General features: G+C 57.6%; 15 protein-coding genes and 1 pseudogene. 8 read left to right on the top strand and 8 right to left on the bottom strand.

From position 1 onward, the window contains the following. Window positions 1-38: 38 nt before the first annotated feature. Window positions 39-932: a cysteine synthase CysM gene (cysM, locus tag CKO25_RS11650; protein WP_200388099.1), complete on the top strand. Its 894-nt coding sequence runs from the start codon at window positions 39-41 to the stop codon at window positions 930-932. Between the two features lie 205 nt (window positions 933-1,137). Here the strand turns inward: cysM and CKO25_RS11645 are convergent, their stop codons facing one another. After that, the gene (locus tag CKO25_RS11645) at window positions 1,138-1,983 is read right to left on the bottom strand and encodes a hypothetical protein (protein WP_200388098.1); all 846 of its coding nucleotides are present in this window, start codon (window positions 1,981-1,983) and stop codon (window positions 1,138-1,140) included. A 937-nt stretch (window positions 1,984-2,920) separates the two neighbouring features. Here CKO25_RS11645 and CKO25_RS11640 point away from each other — a divergent pair. The 4 genes from CKO25_RS11640 to prsR all read left to right on the top strand — a co-directional run bounded on the left by CKO25_RS11640 (window position 2,921) and on the right by prsR (window position 8,027). Then, window positions 2,921-3,610, top strand: a complete 690-nt coding sequence (locus CKO25_RS11640) for a VPLPA-CTERM sorting domain-containing protein (protein ID WP_200388097.1) — start codon at window positions 2,921-2,923, stop codon at window positions 3,608-3,610. A 93-nt stretch (window positions 3,611-3,703) separates the two neighbouring features. Continuing rightward, window positions 3,704-4,345, top strand: coding sequence for a hypothetical protein (locus tag CKO25_RS11635; RefSeq protein ID WP_200388096.1), 642 nt, complete (start codon window positions 3,704-3,706; stop codon window positions 4,343-4,345). A gap of 181 nt (window positions 4,346-4,526) precedes the next feature. Then, the gene (gene prsK, locus CKO25_RS11630) at window positions 4,527-6,641 is read left to right on the top strand and encodes an XrtA/PEP-CTERM system histidine kinase PrsK (protein WP_200388095.1); all 2,115 of its coding nucleotides are present in this window, start codon (window positions 4,527-4,529) and stop codon (window positions 6,639-6,641) included. 24 nt (window positions 6,642-6,665) lie between these two features. Further along, a complete protein-coding gene (gene prsR / locus CKO25_RS11625; protein ID WP_200388094.1) occupies window positions 6,666-8,027 on the top strand; it encodes a PEP-CTERM-box response regulator transcription factor in 1,362 nt (453 codons plus the stop codon). Window positions 8,028-8,254: 227 nt separating this feature from the next. Here the strand turns inward: prsR and CKO25_RS11620 are convergent, their stop codons facing one another. After that, the gene (locus CKO25_RS11620) at window positions 8,255-8,842 is read right to left on the bottom strand and encodes a VPLPA-CTERM sorting domain-containing protein (RefSeq protein ID WP_200388093.1); all 588 of its coding nucleotides are present in this window, start codon (window positions 8,840-8,842) and stop codon (window positions 8,255-8,257) included. Between the two features lie 1,281 nt (window positions 8,843-10,123). Here CKO25_RS11620 and CKO25_RS11615 point away from each other — a divergent pair. Both CKO25_RS11615 and tnpA read left to right on the top strand, forming a co-directional pair. Then, a complete protein-coding gene (locus tag CKO25_RS11615) occupies window positions 10,124-11,431 on the top strand; it encodes a TIGR03790 family protein (RefSeq protein WP_242467571.1) in 1,308 nt (435 codons plus the stop codon). A gap of 298 nt (window positions 11,432-11,729) precedes the next feature. After that, window positions 11,730-12,653 (top strand): annotated as a pseudogene (gene tnpA, locus CKO25_RS22155) (IS66 family insertion sequence element accessory protein TnpA); the annotation flags it as partial. A gap of 14 nt (window positions 12,654-12,667) precedes the next feature. Here tnpA and CKO25_RS11610 read toward each other — a convergent pair. Then, window positions 12,668-12,925 (bottom strand): hypothetical protein, encoded by a 258-nt coding sequence (locus CKO25_RS11610; RefSeq protein ID WP_200388092.1) that lies wholly within the window; start codon window positions 12,923-12,925, stop codon window positions 12,668-12,670. 30 nt (window positions 12,926-12,955) lie between these two features. Next, window positions 12,956-13,126 (bottom strand): hypothetical protein, encoded by a 171-nt coding sequence (locus CKO25_RS11605; protein WP_200388091.1) that lies wholly within the window; start codon window positions 13,124-13,126, stop codon window positions 12,956-12,958. Between the two features lie 1,192 nt (window positions 13,127-14,318). Here CKO25_RS11605 and CKO25_RS11600 point away from each other — a divergent pair. Further along, window positions 14,319-15,116, top strand: a complete 798-nt coding sequence (locus CKO25_RS11600) for a CpsD/CapB family tyrosine-protein kinase (RefSeq protein ID WP_207162227.1) — start codon at window positions 14,319-14,321, stop codon at window positions 15,114-15,116. 71 nt (window positions 15,117-15,187) lie between these two features. Here CKO25_RS11600 and CKO25_RS11595 read toward each other — a convergent pair whose 3' ends face one another. From CKO25_RS11595 to CKO25_RS11580, 4 genes are all read right to left on the bottom strand, one after another. Continuing rightward, window positions 15,188-17,587 carry a tetratricopeptide repeat protein gene (locus tag CKO25_RS11595; RefSeq protein WP_200388090.1) on the bottom strand — a complete coding sequence of 800 codons (2,400 nt, stop codon included), beginning with the start codon at window positions 17,585-17,587 and terminating at the stop codon, window positions 15,188-15,190. 118 nt (window positions 17,588-17,705) lie between these two features. Further along, a complete protein-coding gene (xrtD, locus tag CKO25_RS11590) occupies window positions 17,706-19,292 on the bottom strand; it encodes a VPLPA-CTERM-specific exosortase XrtD (protein WP_242467570.1) in 1,587 nt (528 codons plus the stop codon). A gap of 76 nt (window positions 19,293-19,368) precedes the next feature. After that, window positions 19,369-20,157, bottom strand: coding sequence for a WecB/TagA/CpsF family glycosyltransferase (locus tag CKO25_RS11585; protein WP_200388089.1), 789 nt, complete (start codon window positions 20,155-20,157; stop codon window positions 19,369-19,371). Window positions 20,158-20,595: 438 nt separating this feature from the next. Continuing rightward, window positions 20,596-21,858: a glycosyltransferase family 4 protein gene (locus tag CKO25_RS11580; protein WP_200388088.1), complete on the bottom strand. Its 1,263-nt coding sequence runs from the start codon at window positions 21,856-21,858 to the stop codon at window positions 20,596-20,598. Window positions 21,859-22,088: the final 230 nt, after the last annotated feature.

Raw genomic sequence — 22,088 nt, 5'->3', positions numbered from 1 at the left:
GGGCAAAGCCAGCCCGCGCCGCCAATGCGAGCGCTGCCATGACTTATCAGACGATCGAGACTGTGATCGGCCACACCCCACTCGTCAGGCTTGCACACCTGCCAGGGTCCACTGAGAACATCGTGCTCGCGAAGCTCGAGGGCAACAATCCGGCGGGTTCGGTCAAGGATCGTCCCGCGCTGAACATGATCCGTCGCGCGCAAGAGCGCGGCACCATTCAACCAGGTGACACCCTGATTGAGGCGACCAGCGGCAATACCGGAATCGCCTTGGCGATGGCCGCTGCGATCAGGGGCTTTCGGCTGCGGCTCATCATGCCCGAGCACATGAGCGCGGAGCGGCGGGGGGTGATGCGCGGTTTTGGTGCCGAGATCCAGTTGACACCCGAGGCCGGCGGGATGGAGGCGGCGATCGATCTTGCGCGGACGATGGAGGAGCGGGGGGAGGGGATTCGCCTCGATCAGTTCTCCAACCCAGACAACCCGGCGGCGCACTATGAGACGACCGGTCCGGAGATTTGGCGGGAAACCCAGGGGCAGGTGACGCATTTTGTCAGCGCGATGGGGACGACGGGCACGATCATGGGGACGGGACGTTATCTGAAGGAGCGCAATCCCGCGATTCAGATCGTCGGCGTCCAGCCCGAGGCGGGATCCAGTATTCCAGGCATTCGTCGGTGGCCGAAGGCGTATCTCCCGAAGATTTTCGACCCGCGCGGGGTCGATCGCATCATCGACGTCTCGCAATCACTCGCCGAGCAGACAACCCGAGCGCTCGCCGCGCGTGAAGGGATTTTCGCGGGTGTGTCCTCGGGCGGGAGTCTGGCCGCGGCCATGCAGTTATGTCGTGAGGTCCGCGGGGCCGTCATCGTCGCCATTGTTTGCGATCGGGGCGATCGCTACCTGTCAACCGGACTCTTTCCAGCGGCCTGAGCACGAGTCCATGCTGGCTGGGCTCGTGGAGCCTCGTTGGATCAGGATTGGTTGGTTGGTGGACAAGACCCGCGATCGGGCGGGTCAGCGAAGCGTCTGATCAAAACTTCAGTTACATTGACGATGCCGTCCGTCATCGCTGTGACGGACGACATATCGGAGCGATCTCGATGAAGTGCGCACCAGGTCGAGCGAACACAGGTGATCAGGCGTCCGACGAATGTTGATTCCGCCGTGCCGCTTTCGCCCGTGCCGCACCCGCCAGACCGAGCAGGGCCGAGCCGAAGAGTAAGGCGGCACCTGGGATTGGGACCGCGGTGACCCCGCTCGACATGGAGCCGAACAGCTGACCATCCAGTTTGTTCAGGGTGAGGACGAGGGTGATGGGGGTGTCATCGTAGGCCTTACTTGTACTTGAAATGAAGCCTCTGCCGTCCATTTTCAGGCTGGTTGCTGTCTGCTCAATCACGGATTCGGTCAGATTGAACGTCAACCCTCCGAGGCGTGAGGTCGTCCAGATGGTCGTGCCACCTGGTTGTTGAACGTCTGTGAACAGGAAGTTGTGCATCACCAGATCACCTGCTGCTGTCGATGCGCCGTCGAGAGCCGCGAGATCTCCCGAACCACCATCCGCCATACCAAAGGCAAAGCTGACGCCGGTCGCGTTGGGTAAGCTGCCGACCGGGTTGGCGAGACCGAAGATATTCGTCGTGCCAGTGATGAGGGCGGCTTGGGCCGTGCCGATCGATCCTAACAGGAGCAAACCTGCCACTGCGAACCGTTGCAATCGTTTCTTCATCGTTCCTTCCTGATCGAAATCTGTCTGTGAAGATACTGGGTGTCGTTGGTGAAGATCGTTCGTGGAGACTGAACGGGCGGAACGGATCGCGATCTCGTCCGCACACCGACGGCACAATCTAAAATCTTGTTCGGAATAACTTAAGCATATTTCATGCCATTTTTCTTGGGTACTGTGCCTTAGGACCGCCGAAGCGGCCCAGCGGCTCAGCCTTCGCCTCGCCGGGTCCGAGACGTTCCAGGCAATCCTCATCTCAGCCTCTGGTTAGACTGGATCTCGATCCAGGTGTTGCCGTTCAGTGATGACGGCGAGTCGAACTGAAGTCCGACTCACAGGGCCGTTGGTGAAGATGTCTCCCGGAATGACCTTTCGTGTCGTGATATCGGAGCGGCCAAGAGAGTATCGAAGGGCATCGGGGATGCAGTGTAAAGTTTCCTGACACCTCTGCCCTGAGGCGACCGCCGATCACGGGGCACTCGTATCGGGCGAACCTGTTGCGAGACGCCGTGATTGGCCTAGCCCGTGGGGTCTGGCCGGATGGGAAGCTGATCATGGCGGGCGTATTGGCTGTCAGGATTTTTTACACTTTGGGTTCGTCTGGACCCGGATTCTATTGCTCGCCGGCCGCGTGGTCGCGGGGGGCGATTCCAGCCGCTCGGCGTGGTTGGCTTTGATGCGAAAAAGTGATGTGAAACAGTCAGTCAGATCCTATGTAGACGAGGTCTCATGGGTCGCGCGGCAATGCTGCTCCCGACGTTCTTGCATGGGTGAAGTGTCAGGATTTTTAACAGTCCGCTCAATCCCCTGGTTGTTCGTGGCGGTGTGGTTGCCGTACCGGGTCATAGCGGTTGCGGCGACTCATCTCGACGCGGTTGGGCGCGGGACGACGGGCTTCGCGACAGATCCCCTGACAGCTCGCGCATTCCATCCCTGAATTGGGGCGGTGCCGTGATGGCTGAGGGTTCGGTCGGATCCGATCGCTGTGCGGTGACAGCGGCTCAGAATCGGTCAACTTAGAGGGTGGCGTGGAAATTGCTTAATTGCCTGATGAAGTCCTGCTTGAGTTCTGCTTTAAGTCCTGTTTGGGATTAGGCATGTGTAAGCCCAATCGGCCCTCACGCACCACTCGGCCAACAGGTTGTTCACTTAACCAATGTCCCAGATGAGACGAAACCAGGTGACATCACTGATGAAGACAAACACCGCGATGGGAAAGAGTGCATCAACGACTCACGTCAAAGCGCAATGCATTGCCGCGGTGATCGGTGTCGCCGCTCTCCTCACCAGTTCAGTGGTTTCCGCCGGCCTCGTCGATGCCACCCAGGCATCCTTCCAATACGGGCTCGGTCAAGCCGGAATCGGGACCACCAACAATCGCCACGTCGATGCCAATGCGCTCGATGGTGACACTGGAACTTTTCGGAGTTTGGGTCTGAATGGAAGCGCGGTATTTGGCTTTGGGACGGCCTTCACGGGCGAGATCAAGATCTGGGAGGCTACCTTCGGTTCATGCACCTCGACGGCAGCTGGGACTTGTTCGCATTGGCCCGAGAAGGTGTCGGTGTTTGGCGGCAATGATTGGGATTTCGATGCGCCCAACTTCAATCTCGACTTCAGCCAGTGGACCCAGATCGGTGAACTCGGGAACGCCCAAGCCCAAGGTGGAGGAATCCTCTCTACTGATAGTGTATTCCAGTATCTCTTGCTGGTGGATCAGGGGCTGCCCACCAGCGCTCCACGTGACGGGTTCGACGTGGCTCGTGTCGCGGTCAATCCGGTGCCGATCCCGGCGGCGGGATGGCTTTTCGGGAGTGTGTTGATTGGCTTAGCGGCCGTGGCGCGGCGACGCAACGCCGCGAAGGGACGTGACCTGGTCTAGGTTTGAAATCGCTTGAGCGGCCTCTGCCTTGAGGAAGAAACTCAGATGGAAGCAGTACTCTTTCTGAATGATTAGATCGATCGGAGAATCGGAATGTATGTCAAATCAATGAAGGCCGCTTGTCTTGTGGCTCTCTGTGTTGGGCTTGGTGGAACCAGCTCTGCGTTCGCGGCCGCGGTCACGGATGTCACCTGGGATGATGCGAGTTCTTCTCGCGCCCAACTCTTCTCGGGCAATGATTCGAATTTTCGTGGGGAGATCTTTGGTCTGACCATCGGCTCGGGGGATGGTCAGTGGAACGAGATTGCGAAGGTCAATATCCCTGAATCATGGGGTGGAAGCTTCACCGTGGATGGCCTGACGGTCACATCGGATAATCTACAATGGGGTGACTGGAGTTTCAACGGCTCGCTCGACTTCGAGCGAGTGATGCTGGTCGTGAAGGCGGGTAACAACTTTGCCGCGTACGAGTTTGGTGGTGATGCTCCAGTGCCGACTTCTGGCAGCTGGTTGTCTAGTATTACAAATCAAGGGGGGGCAAACCTCCGATCTCTCCCACCTGTCGCTCTACAGTGCTGGCCCGGCTGTTGCCCCGGTTCCGCTGCCGGCCGCCGCTTGGCTGTTTGGATCGGCCCTGCTCGGGTTCTTCGGGATCGGCTACCGTCGCAACCGTGCCAAGCATTCGACCCGCGCGTAGCGCTTAGAGTCATCAACTGCTATGACCGGCACGGATGATCGCCGGCTCCTGATGTGCCACGGATGGCGCAACGGTCGACTGTATCAACCTCAGCCTCATTACACGCCAGTGATCCAATCGGCCACGAACCCGATTGCATCGGTTTGAGATGCCTTCTCAGTTGCACCCAACTCACGCTTGCCCCTGCGCGGTGGCGGGCAGCGGGTTCCCCCTAGGAGCATGTTGACATTCCCGGAGATGGGTGCGATCGGCTATGGCCTGGTCGCCCTGCTCTCGACCCTGCTCGCCGCGCTCTTGGTCCTCAATTGGCGTGGTCGAATGCAGGGTACGGTGCTGCTGATCGCGGCTGGACTCAATGCCCTTTGGGCCGCGGCATGCGCCATTCAGGCGCTCTGGAAGACCCTCCCCGTTGAAGCGATCTGGGTGCTCGAGTCACTGCGAGCACTGGCCTGGATCCTCTTTCTTGCACGCCTCCTCGCGCTGCAACTGCAGGGTCGCACGCAGGCGCTAAGGCACCTCCGTGCGGCCCTGTGGACCAGCGCGGCCATCGTCCTGCTCCTCCTTGTCCCGTTCGAGTCGCTGGTCGCCCAGGTCGTTCCGAGCGCCTATGCGGTGTCACTCCAAGCGCGGTTGCTGGCGCACGTGCTGCTCGCTGTCGTTGGGTTGGTGTTGGTGGAGCAGATCTACCGCAACACCCTGTGGCAGTATCGGCAGGATATCCGCTTTCTCTGTTTTGGCCTCGGGTTGCTGTTCGGCATCGACTTTTTCGTCTACGCCGAGGCCATGTTGACGATGCGGATCGATGCGAACCTGTGGCTGGCACGCGGACCACTCAATCTATTTGTCATCCCGCTGATCGCGATCTCGGCGGGGCGCAATCCCCAGTGGTCGACAGGTCTGTTCATCTCGCGGACCATCGTCTTCAACACCACGGTTCTGATGACCGCTGGGGTCTATCTGATCCTGATGTCGCTCGCCGGCTACTGGCTCAATGCACACAAGGAGCAGTGGGGCGGCCCGCTGCAACTCGTCCTCTTTGCTGGTTCAAGTACGCTCTTGATCTTTCTCTTCCTGTCGGGGACGATTCGTGCGCGCTTGAAGGTTTTCATCGCCAAGCATTTTTATCGCTCGCGATATGAGTACCGCGAGGAATGGATTCGCGTGACGCGGCGGTTGTCCGGCGAAGACTTGCACGCAACCTTGCCGGCACGCATCTTGTTAACCATGTCTGAATTGGTCGATCGCCCCGGTGGTGCGATCTGGACCCGTGATGCTCAGGATGGGTTTCTGCTCGCGTTCAGCGATCAGATCGAGGGGCACCTGCTCAACCGATCCTGGGATGCTCAAGACTTTGCGCGTGGTCTTGAACGCATCAACTGGATCTTGGATCTGTCGGAATACGAGCGTAACCCGAGCCGGTATCCGGGGCTCGACGTTCCGCCCTGGATGCGCGATCTAAAACACTTCTCGTTGGTCGTGCCGATCTTGCATGAGCGACGGATCTTGGCGTTCGTGCTGTTGGTGAGGCCCTCGGTGCCGCACCCATTGAACTGGGAGACGATCGATCTGCTGAAAACAGCAGCGCAGCAGGCAGCGAGTTATCTGGCGTTGGAGAACACCCTCTCGGCACTGGCGGAAGTCCGTCAATTCGAGGGTTTCAATCGGGTCTCGGCCTTCGTCGTGCACGATCTAAAAAACTTGGTTGCGCAACTCAGTCTGGTGGTGCGCAATGCAGAGCGCCATAAAGACAATCCAGCCTTTGTCGATGATGCCTTCGCCACGGTCGCCAGCGCGGTTGCGAAGATGAGCCGACTCCTGTTGCAACTGCGCGGCGTGACGCCTGCCGCGACCCTGGAAAAGGTCGCGCTGACGCCGATGCTCGAGGCGTTGGTCAGCGAGTCAGGACAACGTCTGCCGCAACCCGTGCTCGAGGTCGCGACCGGCTTAGAACTGATCGTCGAGGCCAACGCGGACCGTCTCAAATCCGTGATCGACAATCTCATCCGCAATGCCCAGGAAGCGACCGATCGCACGGGCGCAATCAGGGTGCGTCTGGAGGAACAGAATGGGCAGGCGATCCTCGAAGTGGAGGACACTGGGATCGGCATGAGCGCGGAGTTCATCGAACAGCGTCTCTTCCGGCCCTTCGACTCGACCAAAGGGCTGGCGGGCATGGGGATCGGTGCCTACGAGTGCCGAGAGTTCATCCTGGCCCTTGGGGGACAGGTGAAGGTGATGAGTACGCCGGGGGTCGGGACCTGTTTTCGGATCGCCATCCCTTTGGCGCAAGCACCCGTTGCAAGCCTGTCCCAAGTGCCGGACCCTATATCGTGAGCGAGGATCGGATGAGGATCGCAAATGGATGGGAAACATCCGAAGAGGCTGTTGATCGTCGAGGATGATCCAGGGCTGTTGCGTCAATTGAGCTGGAGCTTCGAAGGGTTTGAGATTGCCGTGGCGGCGGATCGAGAGACGGCACTGAATGAGGTTCGCCGCTTTGAACCGGACGTGGTGACGCTGGATCTTGGTTTGCCGCCAGATCCGGGTGGAACCCGTGAGGGTTTCCTCGCCCTGCAAGAGATCCTGACCCTCGCGCCGCAAACCAAGGTCATCGTCCTGACCGGACATAATGATCGTCACAACGCGGTCCGGGCGGTTGGACTCGGGGCTCACGATTTCTGTGAGAAACCCGTCGACCCCGAGGTCTTGACGCTGATCGTGGAGCGCGCGGCGCACGTCCAGCGCCTTGAGGAAGAGAATCGTCGGCTCGCCGAGCGGACGCTCTCGGAGCACTCCTTCGCTGGTTTGATCGCGGCAAGCCCGCAGATGATGCAGGTCCGTCGCATGATCGAGAAGCTCGCCCCGATCGACGTGACCACCCTGATCCTCGGTGAAAGCGGGACCGGCAAGGAGGTCCTGGTGAAGATGCTGCATGCGCTGAGCGGACGCGCCAAACAGCGCTTGGTCGCGATCAACTGCGCGGCCATCCCCGAGAATCTGCTCGAAAGTGAGCTGTTCGGGTATGAGAAGGGGGCCTTTACCGGCGCCGCTAAGTCCTCGCCCGGAAAGATCGAATCGGCCAACGGTGGCATCCTGTTCCTCGATGAGATCGGTGATCTGCCGCAATCCCTTCAGGCCAAACTTTTACGGTTTCTGCAGGAACGTGTCGTTGAGCGCATCGGCGGTCGTCAAGAGATCGCGGTCGACGTCCGCGTTGTCTGCGCCACCCACCAAAATCTTGTGGAACTGATCAGCGAGGGCCAATTCCGAGAGGATCTCTATTATCGCATCAATGGAGCAACCATTCAGGTTCCGCCACTGCGCGAACGTCAAGGTGACGCCCTACTGCTGGCGCAAAGTTTCTTGCGCCGCTACGCCGAAAGTTATCAGCGTCCGATTAAGGATCTCACGCCCGATGCGAAAGTCGTGATCGAGCGCTATCCCTGGCCTGGGAATGTCCGTGAATTGGAAAATCGCGTCAAGCGCGCGGTGATCATGGCAGACGGTCAATATGTGACCCCTGAGGATCTGGAGCTGGCGAACAACGCGACGCTGCCGGAATCCTTTGATCTGCGCACGCTGCGCGAGCGAACGGAACGCGACGCGATCCAGCGGGCGCTGCAGCACGGAGAGAACAATGTCTCGCGTGCGGCGGAGTTGCTGGGTATTACACGGCCGACGCTCTACACCTTGCTCAAGAAGTACGACATTTCAACCTGAGTGATGTGATGGGATCCGTCTGGAGGAGCTCCAGCAACCAGGATGAGAGTGGGTCTGGGCCGAGCGAGTGGGCGTCTACGATGTCCTGTGGCGGGTGCACTCCCGCTTGAGGCGAGCAGGTTGCGCGTGGATCGGCATGTCGGTGAAGGGGCGCGGGGTGAGTCGATACGCCTTGCTACGCCTAGCCGAATCCGAATCCGGAGTCACGAGGACTCCGGACATCGAATTTAGGCGGATCTTGCACGCTTTCGACGGTAACCAACACCGACTAGCCCAAGAAGGGCGGAGCCAAAGAGCCAAGCAGCCGCGGGCAGCGGAACCGGAGCGACTTCGTTCCCGTATTCAGTAAAATGGCTCCATGAATTGGGGCCGAAATCGATAGTAATTTCACCACCAGAAGTGTTTTTAAAATATGCCGTCCAGGTTTGCTGTTTAATCGAGAAATACTCCCGGTTTGTTGTGAAGGAGTTTCCTGCGACATCGGTCTTCTGGACAAAGGTCACGGGTGGCTGGCTCAACGAGGACGTTGCTAGCAGATTGTTTAGGAACGACAATTCATTTGCTTCGCTGGCAGGCCCGATGTTGAAGCCTGTCACGGACTCAGAGCTGAAGATGGGTGCTGATTGAGTTCCGTGAATTCCTTGCATGCAGTTGTCACCTTGGCATGATGCCCAGTACTGAGTCGCATTAGGGCCTCCCCCCGCTTTGATTGGCGCTCCAGATGAATTAAAAACAAGCAGACTACTGGCTTGAGAGACGCTTCCAAAAGCAGACGCGGCAATGAGAGCTAATCCGTAAAAAATCGTTTTAGTCACCGTATCATTCCTATTCTAGGGCAATGAATACCATTGTCTTAGGTTAGTGGACAAATTAATATAAGGCCTGATTACAAAGCTTTAATACAACGGCATTTGATGATGCATGACACGCGTTCTGCCGTGTCACCCTGGGCTCCAGGGGTATCCAGGCAGTCAAGTGACACTCCTGACTGATGTGGCACCCTGATCAATATTGACACCCGGTGAAGGAAGCGATTCCGCTCCGCAACATCAAACGGACTCCAGCATCACGATCCTCTGATCATCTTTACTGTAAGCAAATTCTGAGCCAAAATATCAAATCCGGCGGTGATCTGAACCAACGCCGTCGCGCCGTCGCATCTCTTCGATCACGACACCGATCGTTTTCTGGCGGCAAGAGGGGGGAATCCGGGTTCGGAAAACAAGCCGATCCTCTTGCTTGGGCCGATCAGCAGGTTTCCGAGAAAGAGGTCTGGGTGTCGAGGCGGAAACACCTCTGTCCCGCTCCGCAGGATTGGTTGCGACCCGCCTGAGTGAATCGGCTGAACGGACCCCGGCCTGGGCTCGCGGCTTTGCCCCGAGGCGGCGAGTGAGTGCCATCATTGTCACATCGCATGGCTTTCCGCGACCGCTCTTGCATGCTGAACTCAGCCCATGCGAATTCAGTGTAAAAAACCTCGACAGTCACGCCGAGAATACTGTAAGTCTGATTTTACAGCCGCCAAGACAAGACTGTCAGAAGCCATTTTTTCATTTAAAATACAGTGCTTTGTTGAAGATTCTTGGTGTCGAGAAATTTTACAGTCCAGCGAGCTTTACGCCATCGAGTGCTCGAAAAGTGTAAATCAGGTGCGATTCCCCCGGTTAAATCCGCTGTTAGCCTTGATGCGCAGGGGGCCGCCGCGTGCGAGATGACGCAGGCGCTATGCGTCTCAGTCACCCGCATCGGGCAGATCCACAAAGGCCTTCAGAACGTCAAGATGTGACAATCCTTGCGCGAGTTTTGGTCAGCGAAATGCGCGAGGCTCGCCCGTTGACCGGATCAAACCACCAGGTTGATATACTTGATACTCGCGATCGACTCGACACCATCGCAATGGTGACAAGGTAGGAGCCGGTGCGGGTGCACTGGACATGACGGTTGCAACTTTTCGCCATCAACAGCATGACGGCCCGGATCCGTCAACGAACTCGAAAGATTGACTCAAGCTTCAACCTGAACCTTCACTGCGTCTCATATTTCTAAAACGTGACGCAGATACCCCGAGCCAAGGCCCGCCCAGGATCCAGACGAAAATGATGTATCGTCAGAAGGGTGTTGCAGCCAGCATCGTGATCGACCGGGCGCCGCTCCGGTCGATGCGCGATGTGCTGCCCATCGGTCTGCTGATCCTTGGGTTGGCCGTGGGGCAGGTGGCCGCGGGGCAGGTTGAACCGCCCAGGATCGAGCTCCCCCGCCAAGCCCTGGGTCCGGAGGATCTGGCTGTCATCATCAACGATCTCGATCCCACCAGTCAGCAGATCGCCGACTACTTTGTAAAACGGCGGAACATTCCAAGTCAAAATCTGATTCACATCCGTTTCAAACCGGGTGATCCGGTGATGGATTTGAAGACATTCGAGCGGATTGATCGAAGCGTGCGGGCGGCAACTCCAGCAGGGGTCCAGGCTTATGTATTGACCTGGACCCTTCCTTATCGGGTCGGTTGTATGTCGATGACCTCTGCCTTTGCAGCGGGCTACGATGAGGCCTTTTGTGCGACCGGGTGTCGACCGACCCGTGCCAGCGCTTATTTTGCCTCGGGTAGCGATCGGCCCTATACCGATTTCGGGATTCGACCGACCATTGCCCTGGCTGGGGAGACCCTCGCGGACGTTCAGGCGTTGATCGATCGTGGGGTCGCGGCGGACAACACCCTGCCGTCCGGCACCGGGTATCTCGTCAACACCACAGATTCGGCACGGACGGTTCGTGCGACGACCTTCGCGCGTACGATCGAGCGGCTTGGCGGTGCCGTCCAACTTGCGCGGATCGACGCCGATGCGATCGAGAACAAGGACGATGTGCTCTTTTACCTCACCGGGCTGGTGTCCGTACCCAAGCTCGACACCAATCGTTTTCTTCCGGGCGCGCTGGCCGACCACTTGACCTCAACCGGCGGACAGTTGATCGGAAGCGGCCAGATGAGCAGTTTGCGCTGGCTCGAAGCAGGTGCGACGGGAAGCTATGGTACCGTGGTTGAACCCTGCAATCTGTTGGACAAATTTCCGCATCCAACCGTGCTGATCGGGGCCTACGTAACCGGTTCGACCTTGATCGAGGCGTACTGGAAGAGCGTGCGGATGCCCGGACAGGGCATGTTCATCGGCGAGCCGCTGGCGCGACCTTTTGGCGGCTATCGGTTGGTTCGCGACGGAGCGAATTGGCACCTGACGGTGTTTGCGCTGCGGCCGGGACGCTATGCGTTGCAAGCAGCGGAGGATCCGATCGGGCCTTATCGTGACATGGCACAATTCGAGAAGGTTGGATTTCAGCCAGTCCAGTTGACCCTGCCAGCGGGTGGCTTGCTCCAGGTTCGCATCCAGCCGATCACCCCAAAGTGACCGACGAGGCCGGGGCGGTACGATCAGACTCCCACGTCGGGTCGCGATGTCCTGTCTGATACGGCGCCTATACTCCCATTCGAGGCACGCGATGGGGGCGAGTCTGAGCACAGCGTCCATTCGGAGCCGGATTGCCGGATCATCCTGGATTGCGGATCTCATGCCCCGATGTCTTCGGATGCGTTAAAATCATAGTTGAAACTCGAGGATGGCTTTGAGCACGGCAACCAACCATGCCTCCTGTTGTCTGTGACGCCGGGTCAATCGCGGAACGCGTCAATTGGCGAGGCTTTGAGGGATGGCAACGAAACGACTCACGCAAGCACAATGGGCGGCCTTGATTGCAGGCTGGTCGGGCAGCGGACTCAGTCAGGAGGACTACTGCAGACAACAGGGTGTGACGCTCGCGAATTTTCGGCGCTGGCGTGACCGTCTCGCGCAAGAGCGGGCGATTGCGTCGCGTCAGAAAGCCCTAACACAGACGCATCAAGCGGCTGCGGAGGCGCCGACCCACCCAGCGTCTCCCGTCGCTTCGCCACCGTCACGGGAGTCGGTCACGGATCAGACTTCGGCTCCGACTCAGCGGGTGACGTCGTCCTCCTTGCCGTCACGCCCGACCCTGGTCGATTTGCCCCCGGCGCCCGTCATGCATCGCACGACGTACAGTGCGGCGCCACAGTTGCGGGTTCTGTCGAGCCACACGGCGGCCTTGGCGACCGTGCCGCACGTCTTGCCCTTGGAAGAGGAAAGCCTGACGATCTCGCTCGAGACCCTCCCTGACGTCGTGACCCAGCCGGCCGGGTTGCGCGGCGAACCCGAGCAGGCGGATCCGGACCTCAAGCCATCACAAGAGACAGCGGTACCCGCGAGACCCGACAGGATAGACTTACCGACGTCGCCGAATCACGCGGTCCAACTCGTTTTGGTGCCGTCCGGTCTTCCAACATCGGCTCTCCCGCCAACACCGGTCATCCCGGTGGAGGCGAGCGCCGTTGCGAGCAGCTTGACCATCAGTCTTGACCCCGACCTCCCGCAAGATCTCGCGCGCAACGCGACGACCTCCTTGAGCATCCGCGAGCATTGGCGTGGCCTCGTTGCAGGCTGGGCCGATAGCGGTCTCACACTCAAGGCCTACTGCGATCTTCATGGCGTTTCCCTTGAGCATTTTCGCGACTGGCGGGATCGGTTCGCGAGAGAACGCGCCTCAAACTTTGAGTCGACCCAGACGAGTCATCCTCAGCCGCCACCGGATGTTCCGGCGGTGACGAGTTCAAACGCCCCGGCTGTGGAGCAGGTGACCAGCGGGCTAAGCACCGCCGAGGTCTCTTCCGCATCTGATCCTCCGGCGAGCGCGCAGCGAAAGGAGCCAAAGCAATCGTCTCCCAAGGTTGCAACAGACCTCGCGGTGGACATCCCAGCGCGTCCGGTGGCGATCAAGGAGACCAGTTCGACCTCCAAGCTCACGCCCGAGGTGCTGCCGTCCGGCACTGGCATGCCTGTTCAACCATCACCGACGACCTCCGCTCAAATCGATTGGCCCCAGAATAGGGGTCGATCCGGGCGCAGGGTTGAGAGGGCATCATCGACTAGCAGCGTGGCACCACCCGAGCGCATGGGTCGTCCCGCGGCACGATCGCCGTCGACGCAACCGCCATCCTCCGGCAAGAGGGTCAAAGCGTCTTCAAGATCACCCACAGCCTCATCCCAAGCCGGAGTGGGGAGGAGTGTGACCGCGGCCGCGTCGGTTCCAGCCGCGGCTCCGGCCGCCGAGGCATCGCTCCGCCAACCACGTACCCCAGCGCTGCCGACGCCAGCCTTCGCGCCCGAGCCAGCCGCCAGTCGCTCCGGAAGTCATCGCATGAATGGTGCGCGGCGGGTTCTTCTTCCAGCGCAAGGCCAACTGCGGGTTCAATCAGACAGCCCTGTGCTGACGTCACGAGGTAGCGAGGAGCAGGCGTCATCGGTCGACGCGCCAACGACCACGATCGCGGCCGCGAGTTCGGGTGCAACGCGACCTCAACTGCCTAGTGAAATGGTGGTCCAGGTTTCTCGTAACGTGCCGCAACGATCTGGGAAAGTGCCAATCGAAGCCCCTGACGGTGCACCCGTATCCGCTGCTATGCCATCACCGAGGGCCGCGACCGCAGCGCTGCCTGCCGCGCCAGACCCACGCCAGACGTCTGCCGCGCCGCCCGTTCCGCCAGCGACAAGCGACTCGCGACCGAGACGCTGCGCGCCCGATCGGTCGACCGGCCAGCCGATGCGTCCATCGCAGATGCAGGGGCGCCCGTGGCGGCATGCGCGACGGGTACCGCCGTCTTACGCGCCACTGGCACAAGCTGCTCACAGCGGTTCGTTTCAGCACTCCTCGGAGGAGGTGTCCGCACCCCATCCGAGCGAGTTAGATGACCCATACGATGGCAATCCATTCGCATTGACCCCGAATGCCCCGCAGACGTTACCGGGATGGCAAGGACCCTCGTCTGATGGTGAGTCCGATTTGGAGATGCTGTATCGCGATTCCGCAACGCAGTCGCTGGCGATAGGAAACCCCCGATCTGGCGATCAGCCGTCCGCAACCCTTGGCGCACCCGCAGCGGGCGGCGTCATGCCAGGGCCAGAGCGGACAGCGCCTGTTGAGGTGGAGTGGGAGTCGCGCAGACCCGCATCGCGGTGGCAACAACGCTTGGCCCGCACTCTCGCGCAACGTCGCGATGACCTATTAGGGGTGAAGCACTGGTTCGAGGTGCAATGGTCTCGTTTAGGCCGCGAGAAATCAGCGAGCCGATCGCAGCCCGGTCGCGCTGAGCTGAGGGCACGTCCTAGTGCGACGGTCGCGTCGGACGAAAGATCCGAGGCGAAGCAAGGGTTTGCCTCGGAGGATGGCGTGAGGACGGACGCTGTGAACGAGCGACCGATCGACTCGCAAGCAGTCGAGTCAAACGAATCGAAGAACGCACGAGCCCGGGCAACGGAACACGAGGTCAAGCCGAACTATACTCAAACACGCACCATTGAACTTGATCCGGAGTATTTAGCTGCGCATCGCGTGATCACGGATTTATCAGCAAGTCCGGCCGGCGCGGCCTATAAGATCTTACGGACACAAATCTTGCAGCGGCTGCGCACGAACGGATGGCGCACGCTCGGGATTACCGCGACTCGCCAAAACCACGGCAAGACCCTGACGGCATTGAATCTAGGGATCAGCCTGGCGATGGAGGTCAATCAGACCGTGTTGGTGGCCGATCTGGATCTTCGCCATCCATCGCTCGCCAACTATCTTTCACCAGCACATCTGAATGGCATCAGTGATTATCTGCTCGGGTATCTTGATATCTCTGAAATCATGGTTCACCCTGGAATCGCTCGACTCGTAATCCTTCCCGGGCGGGAGTCGATGGTGAACTCCTCCGAGCAGCTCTCTAGCCCGCGGATGGTCCAACTGGTTGAAGAGCTCAAGACACGATATCCAGATCGCATCGTCCTATTCGATCTGCCGCCCCTGTTCGTGGGGGATGACGTCATGGCCTTCGCTCCCAATGTCGATGCCATTCTCCTGGTTTTGGAGGAAGGCAAAACGACACGCGAGGAACTGCGGCGCGCTTATGAACTGCTCGACGGTCAGCGGATTCTCGGAACCATCCTCAATAAATCCATCCACAATTTGAAATCGACCTTTTAGATCGACGTGACACGATGTTGGCCGTCGCTGTAAGAGGCTGCCAAACCTCGGCAGCCTGCTACTTGATGCACTCAGCGCTCCTCGACGCTGACCGCGACCGCGGCAAGGGCAGCCTGCGCATCCTCAATGCCGGGGAAGATCGTGCCAGACTCGATGGCACGTTGGAGTAGTTTCACCCCCTCCGCTTCCCGGCCGGTCTTCAGATAGGCCATTCCTAAGTGGTATTCGAGTTCGGCAAAGGGTTCGCCGGCCGCCATGGCGCGCGCGAGGGTCGTAGCGGCTTGTTCGTAGCGTCCGAGACGATATTGAGCCCAGCCCAGCGTGTCCAGGAATGCGGGTTGTGTGCTGTTGGTGAAACGAGATGCAAGATCCAGTGCCCGTTCGAGTTGGTCTCGAGACGCATCGGGGCTTGCGGTCAAGAGCATCGCGAGATTGTTGGCGACGACGTCAGCCCCTGGGCTGCTGGCGAGGATCTCCTCGTAGAGTGCGGCGGCATCGTCATCCTGTCCCGATTGTTGCAGGAGCACGGCTAGGTTGAAGAGCAGGAAGTCATTCCGCTCGGTCGCATCCGCGCCCCGGCGAAGGGTTGCAATCGCACCCTCAATGTCATCGCTGCGCTGTTGAATTTGCGCTAGGCCGAGATAGCCGGCCGGCGCTTGGCCACTGAAGCGGATGACTTCTTGATAGATCTCACGTGCCTCCTCGGGTCGTTCATCGGCGACGAGAATTTCCGCAAGCAGGGTGGATGCAGTGATGTTATTGGGGCTTGAGGCGAGCAGTTGGCGGATCGTGCGTTCTGCTGCATTGAATCGTCCAAGGCTCGCGTAGACACGTGTGAGAGCGAGTACAGGCTCGATGGTATCGGGTGCGCGTTCGATCGACGCCTCAAATGCGGCAATGGCGTTTTCGTTATCACCCTGACGCTCGAGGAGCAGGCCGCGCAAGTAATAGCCGAGTGGGTGCTCGGGATTGTCTTCGAGAATTCGATTGGACGAGGACTCCAAAGCCGTCCAGTCTTGCTGTCCCAATTGGATCTGCGCAATGGCATTTTGCGCCTCCACGCTCCCAGGCACCTGTCTTAAGAGTTCATCCAATACGGATAAGGCGCCATTGAGATCACCGGAGAGGACGCGGACCCGTGCCAGATCGAGATAACTGGTTGGTTCCGTTGGGGCGAGCGTGATCGCGTTTTGCAGAACATCTTGTGCGAGTGCAAAATCTTCTTTCTGCAAATGGGCTTGGGCGAGGAGCCGGATTGCATCGAGGGAGGTGGGGTCGAGACGCATCACGGTTCGCGTATCCGCGATCACTTGATCGGGCTGTTCTCGCTGCAAGGCTAGCGAGGCACGAATCAAAAGCGCCTGCTCATTGTTCGAATCCTCGTTTAGAACCGTTTCGGCTAGAGTCCAAGCTTCGTCCGGATTGCCTTGCGCCAGCTCAAGGATCGCTAAACGCCAGTGGGCTTCCAAGCCGGCTGCGGTGAGGCCCGCTTGATCCATAACGGTTCGATAGTTCGCGCGCGCGGCTGAAACATCCCCCTGACTCGCTTGGATCTCAGCACGCGCGAACCGCACCTGATGCGCTTGCGGATTGACGGCGAGTAACGCTTCGGCCTCGAGACCGGCCTGCTCAAGTGATTGATTCTGAGCGATGAACCGCACGAGCGCGAGCTTTAACTCGGTTTCTTGGGGGTTTGCATTAATGGCGTCCCGATAAACCCCGATAGCCTCATCCAAGGACCCTTGTTGTGCTAGAAATCCAGCCAGACGCTGCCGGTGTGAAATGATGCCAGGCTCGATCTCGATGATCTGTCGCAAGGTTGCCAAGGCGTCTTGTGTTCGGCCGAGTGTTTCGTAGATCCCACCTAGAATCAGGAGAAGTTCGGTGTCATTCGGGTTGCTGTCGATGGCCTCGCGCGTCGCGGCGATTGCGCCCGCAACATCATCCTGACTGAGTCGGATTTGGCCGAGCAATACCAGCCCTTCACGATGATTCGGGACGAGCGCAAGTGCATGCTCGATGTCGGCTAATGCGGTGTCGATATCGCCCGATCTGCGCTCAATGGCCCCGCGCAACACCAGTGCATCAGGATTCTCAGGCTCGAGTTCGAGCGCAAGACCGGCATCTAGGCGGGCCTCTTCGACCTGATTGGCAGCCAACAGAAGACGTCCGCGTCGCACCAGCGCTTCGATCAGATTCGGATCCAATTCGATCGAACGCGTATAGGCACCAAAGGCTTGTGCCCAATTCTGCTCATCCTCTTCGATCTGACCCAACATCATCCAGGCCGTGGCGTCTTTGTCGTCAATCTGCAGTGCGTTTCTGAACTCCAGGCGTGCCTTGATCAGGTCGCCTGCTTCGAATAACTCGATGCCTCGATTGAGGTAGCGATCCTTGCGATCCTCAGCGCCGCAACCGGCGAGCAGAAAGATCACGCAAGCGAGCAAAAAGGTCCTTGTTCGATTCGTCATGGAGACTCCCATTTATCAACTCATGAATTGTTGAAGCAGAACGGCGCTGCCACAGCGGATCAGCAGTGCCCACGTCCAAACGAAGTAGGGTTCCCTACAGCCATCTCGTCATCATCCGTCAATCGGGTAAGAACGGGGTCAACTGCGGATTGACTAGATCAGCAAACTCGGTCAGGCGGGCGTCCGCATCACTCCAGTCCTCGCCAGGCTGGACGACGGTCGTGAGTCGAATCAGTGCCCCATCCGTCCGGTTCTGGGTGAGGGCATCCCAGAAGAGGTACCACTTGACCGCATATTCATTGGTCAGGAGACGACCGCGCTGATCAAACCAATAGTAAACGAGTTGTTTATCATCGCCGCGTTGAATCTTCAAGCGATTCACCGTGAGGGGTTCGCCGCGGACGAGCACCTCATCTAGCACCTGGGTCCGGAGGTCCGTGATTTTCCAGCCACCGCCAGGAATACAAGAGCGTGGTGAGTGTGCCGCGGCGCCTGCTTGCTGGGATCCGTAATAGGCTACGTAGAAGTTCACCCGCTGGCGGTTTTGAGACAGGAAATCACCGATGAAATAGTCATCAACATCCAGTTCTTCTAGAATTGCTGCCTCGAGTGTATCCGGGCGACCATCCCAGGCACCAATCCGATCAGGGAATACGATGAAACTTGTTCGTTGATGTTCGGGTATCGGGCGAGAACTCAGAGCCTCTGAAGCAAATGCCGCGACCACGATGAGCGCAACCGCGACGAGAAACGAGCGGGGCAGCGTGCGCGTGTGGACGGCTTGACTCGCAGGAGGAGACTCTGGCAGATCAAGATTGAAGGCGTCCCAAAAAGACGGTGGACGTGATTTGGAAAAGCGCCAGAAGATCCATGCCTCGATCACTAGGATGACTGTGCATGCCATAAAGATGGCCCAGCCTTCGAAGTCGTGCAGGAAACCCTCCGCCATTGCAATCCCGAAATATTCAACCAAGACTCCGATCACGCCAATTCTGAAGCTATTCATCAGCACAGTGATGGGAATCGTCGAGAGAAACAAGACGATCCGTTGCCAGAGTGGGCCTCGGAAGAGATAGGCCATTAAGAAGCCAAAGCTCATCAGTGGGAAGAGATAGCGTAGGCCACTACAGGCGTCGACAACCTGCAATTTATAGTCGCCGAGATCGATGACGTTTCCTTCAAGGAAGACAGAGATTCCAAACCAGCGGATGACAGCGACGCCAATCTCAGACGAGATTAATTGAAGAGCGAAGGACAGCTGCGTGTACAAAAATGGAGGGAATGGGATCATGAAGGCCAGGTAGACGAGCGCGGGCCAGATGAAACGCATCGGTGGCCAACCAGTCATCGATAACACGAGGCCAAACAAGACTAAAATGAAAGAATAGTGAACGATCAAGAAGATCGTGCTAAGGGTTCCGACAAAATAAAAAAAGAGTCCACCGGCAAGAACAAGGAGCCCGATCCAGCTCGCTTTGAACGGCATTTGGGAAAGCGTATGTTTCTGTTGCCAAACCATCAACAGGCTGACAATGGGGATAAAGTATCCGTAGCTATACTCTGCGGACTCCCCCCAGATCTTGAGCAGTTCGGTTGCGCCCGGTGCGTACATGAATCCCAGTGCGATGGCGGCAACCGAGACAAGAATCCAAACAACGCGCCCACTAATCCAGCGAAAGTCTTCCAAGTCATCCATCGTATTCATGGGAACTCCAGATTCAAATCATCCATGCTTGATCGAGATAATCTCTATGCAGTACTCTCAATCACAGTGATCAAATTTAAGTCTGTGATTTTTGAGCTCGCTGAGTGATTAGATCCTTGAATACATAGAACAGGAAGAAGCTATTGCTAAGTGCGTAGCGTCTCCAGAGACGTTTTGGTTCTTGAGTCAGTCGGTGGAGCCATTCCAATCCAGCACGTCGCATCCAGTCGGGAGCGCGTGTTGAGGTCCCTGCGTGGAAATCGAATGCTGCTCCGACACCGAACAGGATGGCGGGCTTGAGCTGGTTGGCATGCTCCGACATCCAAAGTTCCTGTTTTGGAGCGCCAAGCCCGATCCAGATGATGTCGGCTTGCGCGCCCTGAATGCGGCGCAACGCTGCTTCTTGTTCCTCGGATGAGAGGGGGCGAAATGGGGGCGACTCCTGACCAACGATGATCGCATTTGGGTGCGACTGTTTGATTCGAGCGATCAACAAGGAGAGTGTTTCTTGGGTACTGCCATAGAAAAAATGGCGCAGTGCGGGTTCGAAAGGTTGGGTGAGAAGTTTGCCCATCACATCGGGGCCTGCAAGTTGTTCGAGTCGTTTCCGATAGCGAAGACGCCCGACGAGATAGACCGAACGACCATCAGGAAGGATCCTGTATGCTTTCGTGAGTGCGTTGGCATAGACCGGATCGCGTCGAGCCATCACTGTGGTGTGGGAATTGGCGAAGGTGACATAGCCTCCTCTGCCGGACTTCAACTGTCGCTGGATATCCTGTGAGAATTCTTGAAAGGTAGTCGCGGCAACGGATGTTCCAATCGCATCAAAAACCTCAGGGTGTTTCATTTTTATGGTTGTCATGTCATTCCACCGAAGAGTGGTGACATCTCGGGCGGACCGTCGCCTCGTTACAGAGCACCGGTCATCACCTTGAGTCTTGATTCGCGTGAAGAGATGATTTTGGTGACCGAAGAGACGATTTCGCGTCACAATATGACACCTAGTGTTCATTCGATTCTCGTGCTGTCAGACCGTTGTTCATGATATTGAGTCCGCGCGATCTGTCTCGATTGGCGCGGGCTGCGTCCTGCACGCTTATTGATCTCCTAGGTGCTTGATTTGAAAAACTAAATCAAGAGATTAGACACGTCCGTCACACTGGATTATGAGCGCGTTGGACTGTGATTCCGATGTCGTAATTTAAGCGCAGACAGTGATCAACTTTATGCAATCATTGTGCCATTTAATGACTTTGGCATGCCAAATATGATGTTATGATCGATGCCTTAAAAGATTGCATCACCCATTTTTTGAATGATGACTTTCGTTGACAGACAGCCCGTATCCAGGCCCTGTGGACTGACGTCGTGCAAGCGCATCACGATAGATGCTCATCAGTAATGTATAGTTGCGCCCCGGACTATAAATATCAACATAACGTTTTCGAGCTTCTAGACCCATTTTCGACATGGCATCGAGATGTGTTTGTGCCCAACGAATTTTTGCCGCGAGTTCAACATGGTCACCCGGAGTCACCAAGAGCCCCGTCACACCATCCTCAACGATTTCAGGAATGCCGCCAATACGAGAGGCAATGACCGGAAGACCGGATGCATAGGCTTCAGCAATCACAATAGGGAAGCCCTCGTAGCATGTCGAGGGAAATAAGAGTGCGGTTGCTTGTCCCATCAGTCCCCGGACTTGCTGTCCAGACTGGCGTCCCTTAGCGATTAGTGTGGTGCGATCCGAAGTGAGTTCCACGGGGCCGTCGCCAACCACGACAACTGGGCTGTTACACTGCTCGACTGCTGCCAGCAAGGTGTTGATCCCTTTCTCCGGGCTTAAGCGTCCAACGAATAGGAAGCCGCTGGGCGGCGATCTGCGTGGACTGAGGGGCTGATCCGCAACAAAGTTGGGCTTAACCACGATTTGTTCCTCGGGTATCCCAGCTTGCGCAAAAAGCTTCCTTGCGAATTGAGTCAGCACAATATAGCGATCGACCTGTGTTGACCAGGTTCCGAGCAAGCGGTGTGTCAAGCTTGTCGCTCCGACCGTTGCCGTCGCGAGGCGGTTTCCGCGATAACATCCAAACCAGATACCCGGTAGCGGGAGCAACCGTTTCGCGCAAAGATCACACGGATTGCCCAACCTGAAAAGCATCCCATTAGGGCACAAAAATCGATAATTATGAAAGGTTTGAACGACAGCGGCACCCTGTGACCGAGCAGCCCAGTACGCTGCAGGAGAAATCAGAGGTAAGGTATTGTGAAAATGAACGAGTTCGATTCGTTCTTGCTTGACCACATGGGCGACCGCTCGGTACGCATCACGATTCCATATCGTTCCCAACGCAGTCGAAATGCGGTTTCCATTCGGGACATCTCGATTGTGTCGCTCGAATGTGAAGACTTCATGTCCGTGCGCACGTAACAGGTTCACTTCAGTACGGAAGACACTATCCTCGCCTCCTGGATGGCGATACGTGTTGTGAGCGATAAGAATGCGCATGATTTCAGGACCGTTTAGAATATGTACACATATGTTGCGTGCGAATCGTTCCATCTAACAAGAATTTCTCGCTCCTGAATGGAATTATCATTAGAGTTGTTACAAATGTCTAGATGTTAAAATCTATGATGTTTTGTATTTCCAAAGGGCTCTCACGGATGTCAGGGAATGTGAAATCAATTTAAAAACAATCTTTTACCGCTAGATTTTAAATACACATTAAGTGCGATAAGTCGCTAAACACGAAATCTCTAAAGGAATGATTTATAGTGGTTACACGCCGA

The organism is Thiocapsa imhoffii (assembly GCF_016583985.1).
In the GTDB taxonomy this organism is placed as follows: domain Bacteria; phylum Pseudomonadota; class Gammaproteobacteria; order Chromatiales; family Chromatiaceae; genus Thiocapsa; species Thiocapsa imhoffii.
The sequence above is the reverse complement of the archived record's forward strand: the minus strand, read 5'-3'. Positions and strand labels throughout refer to the sequence as shown.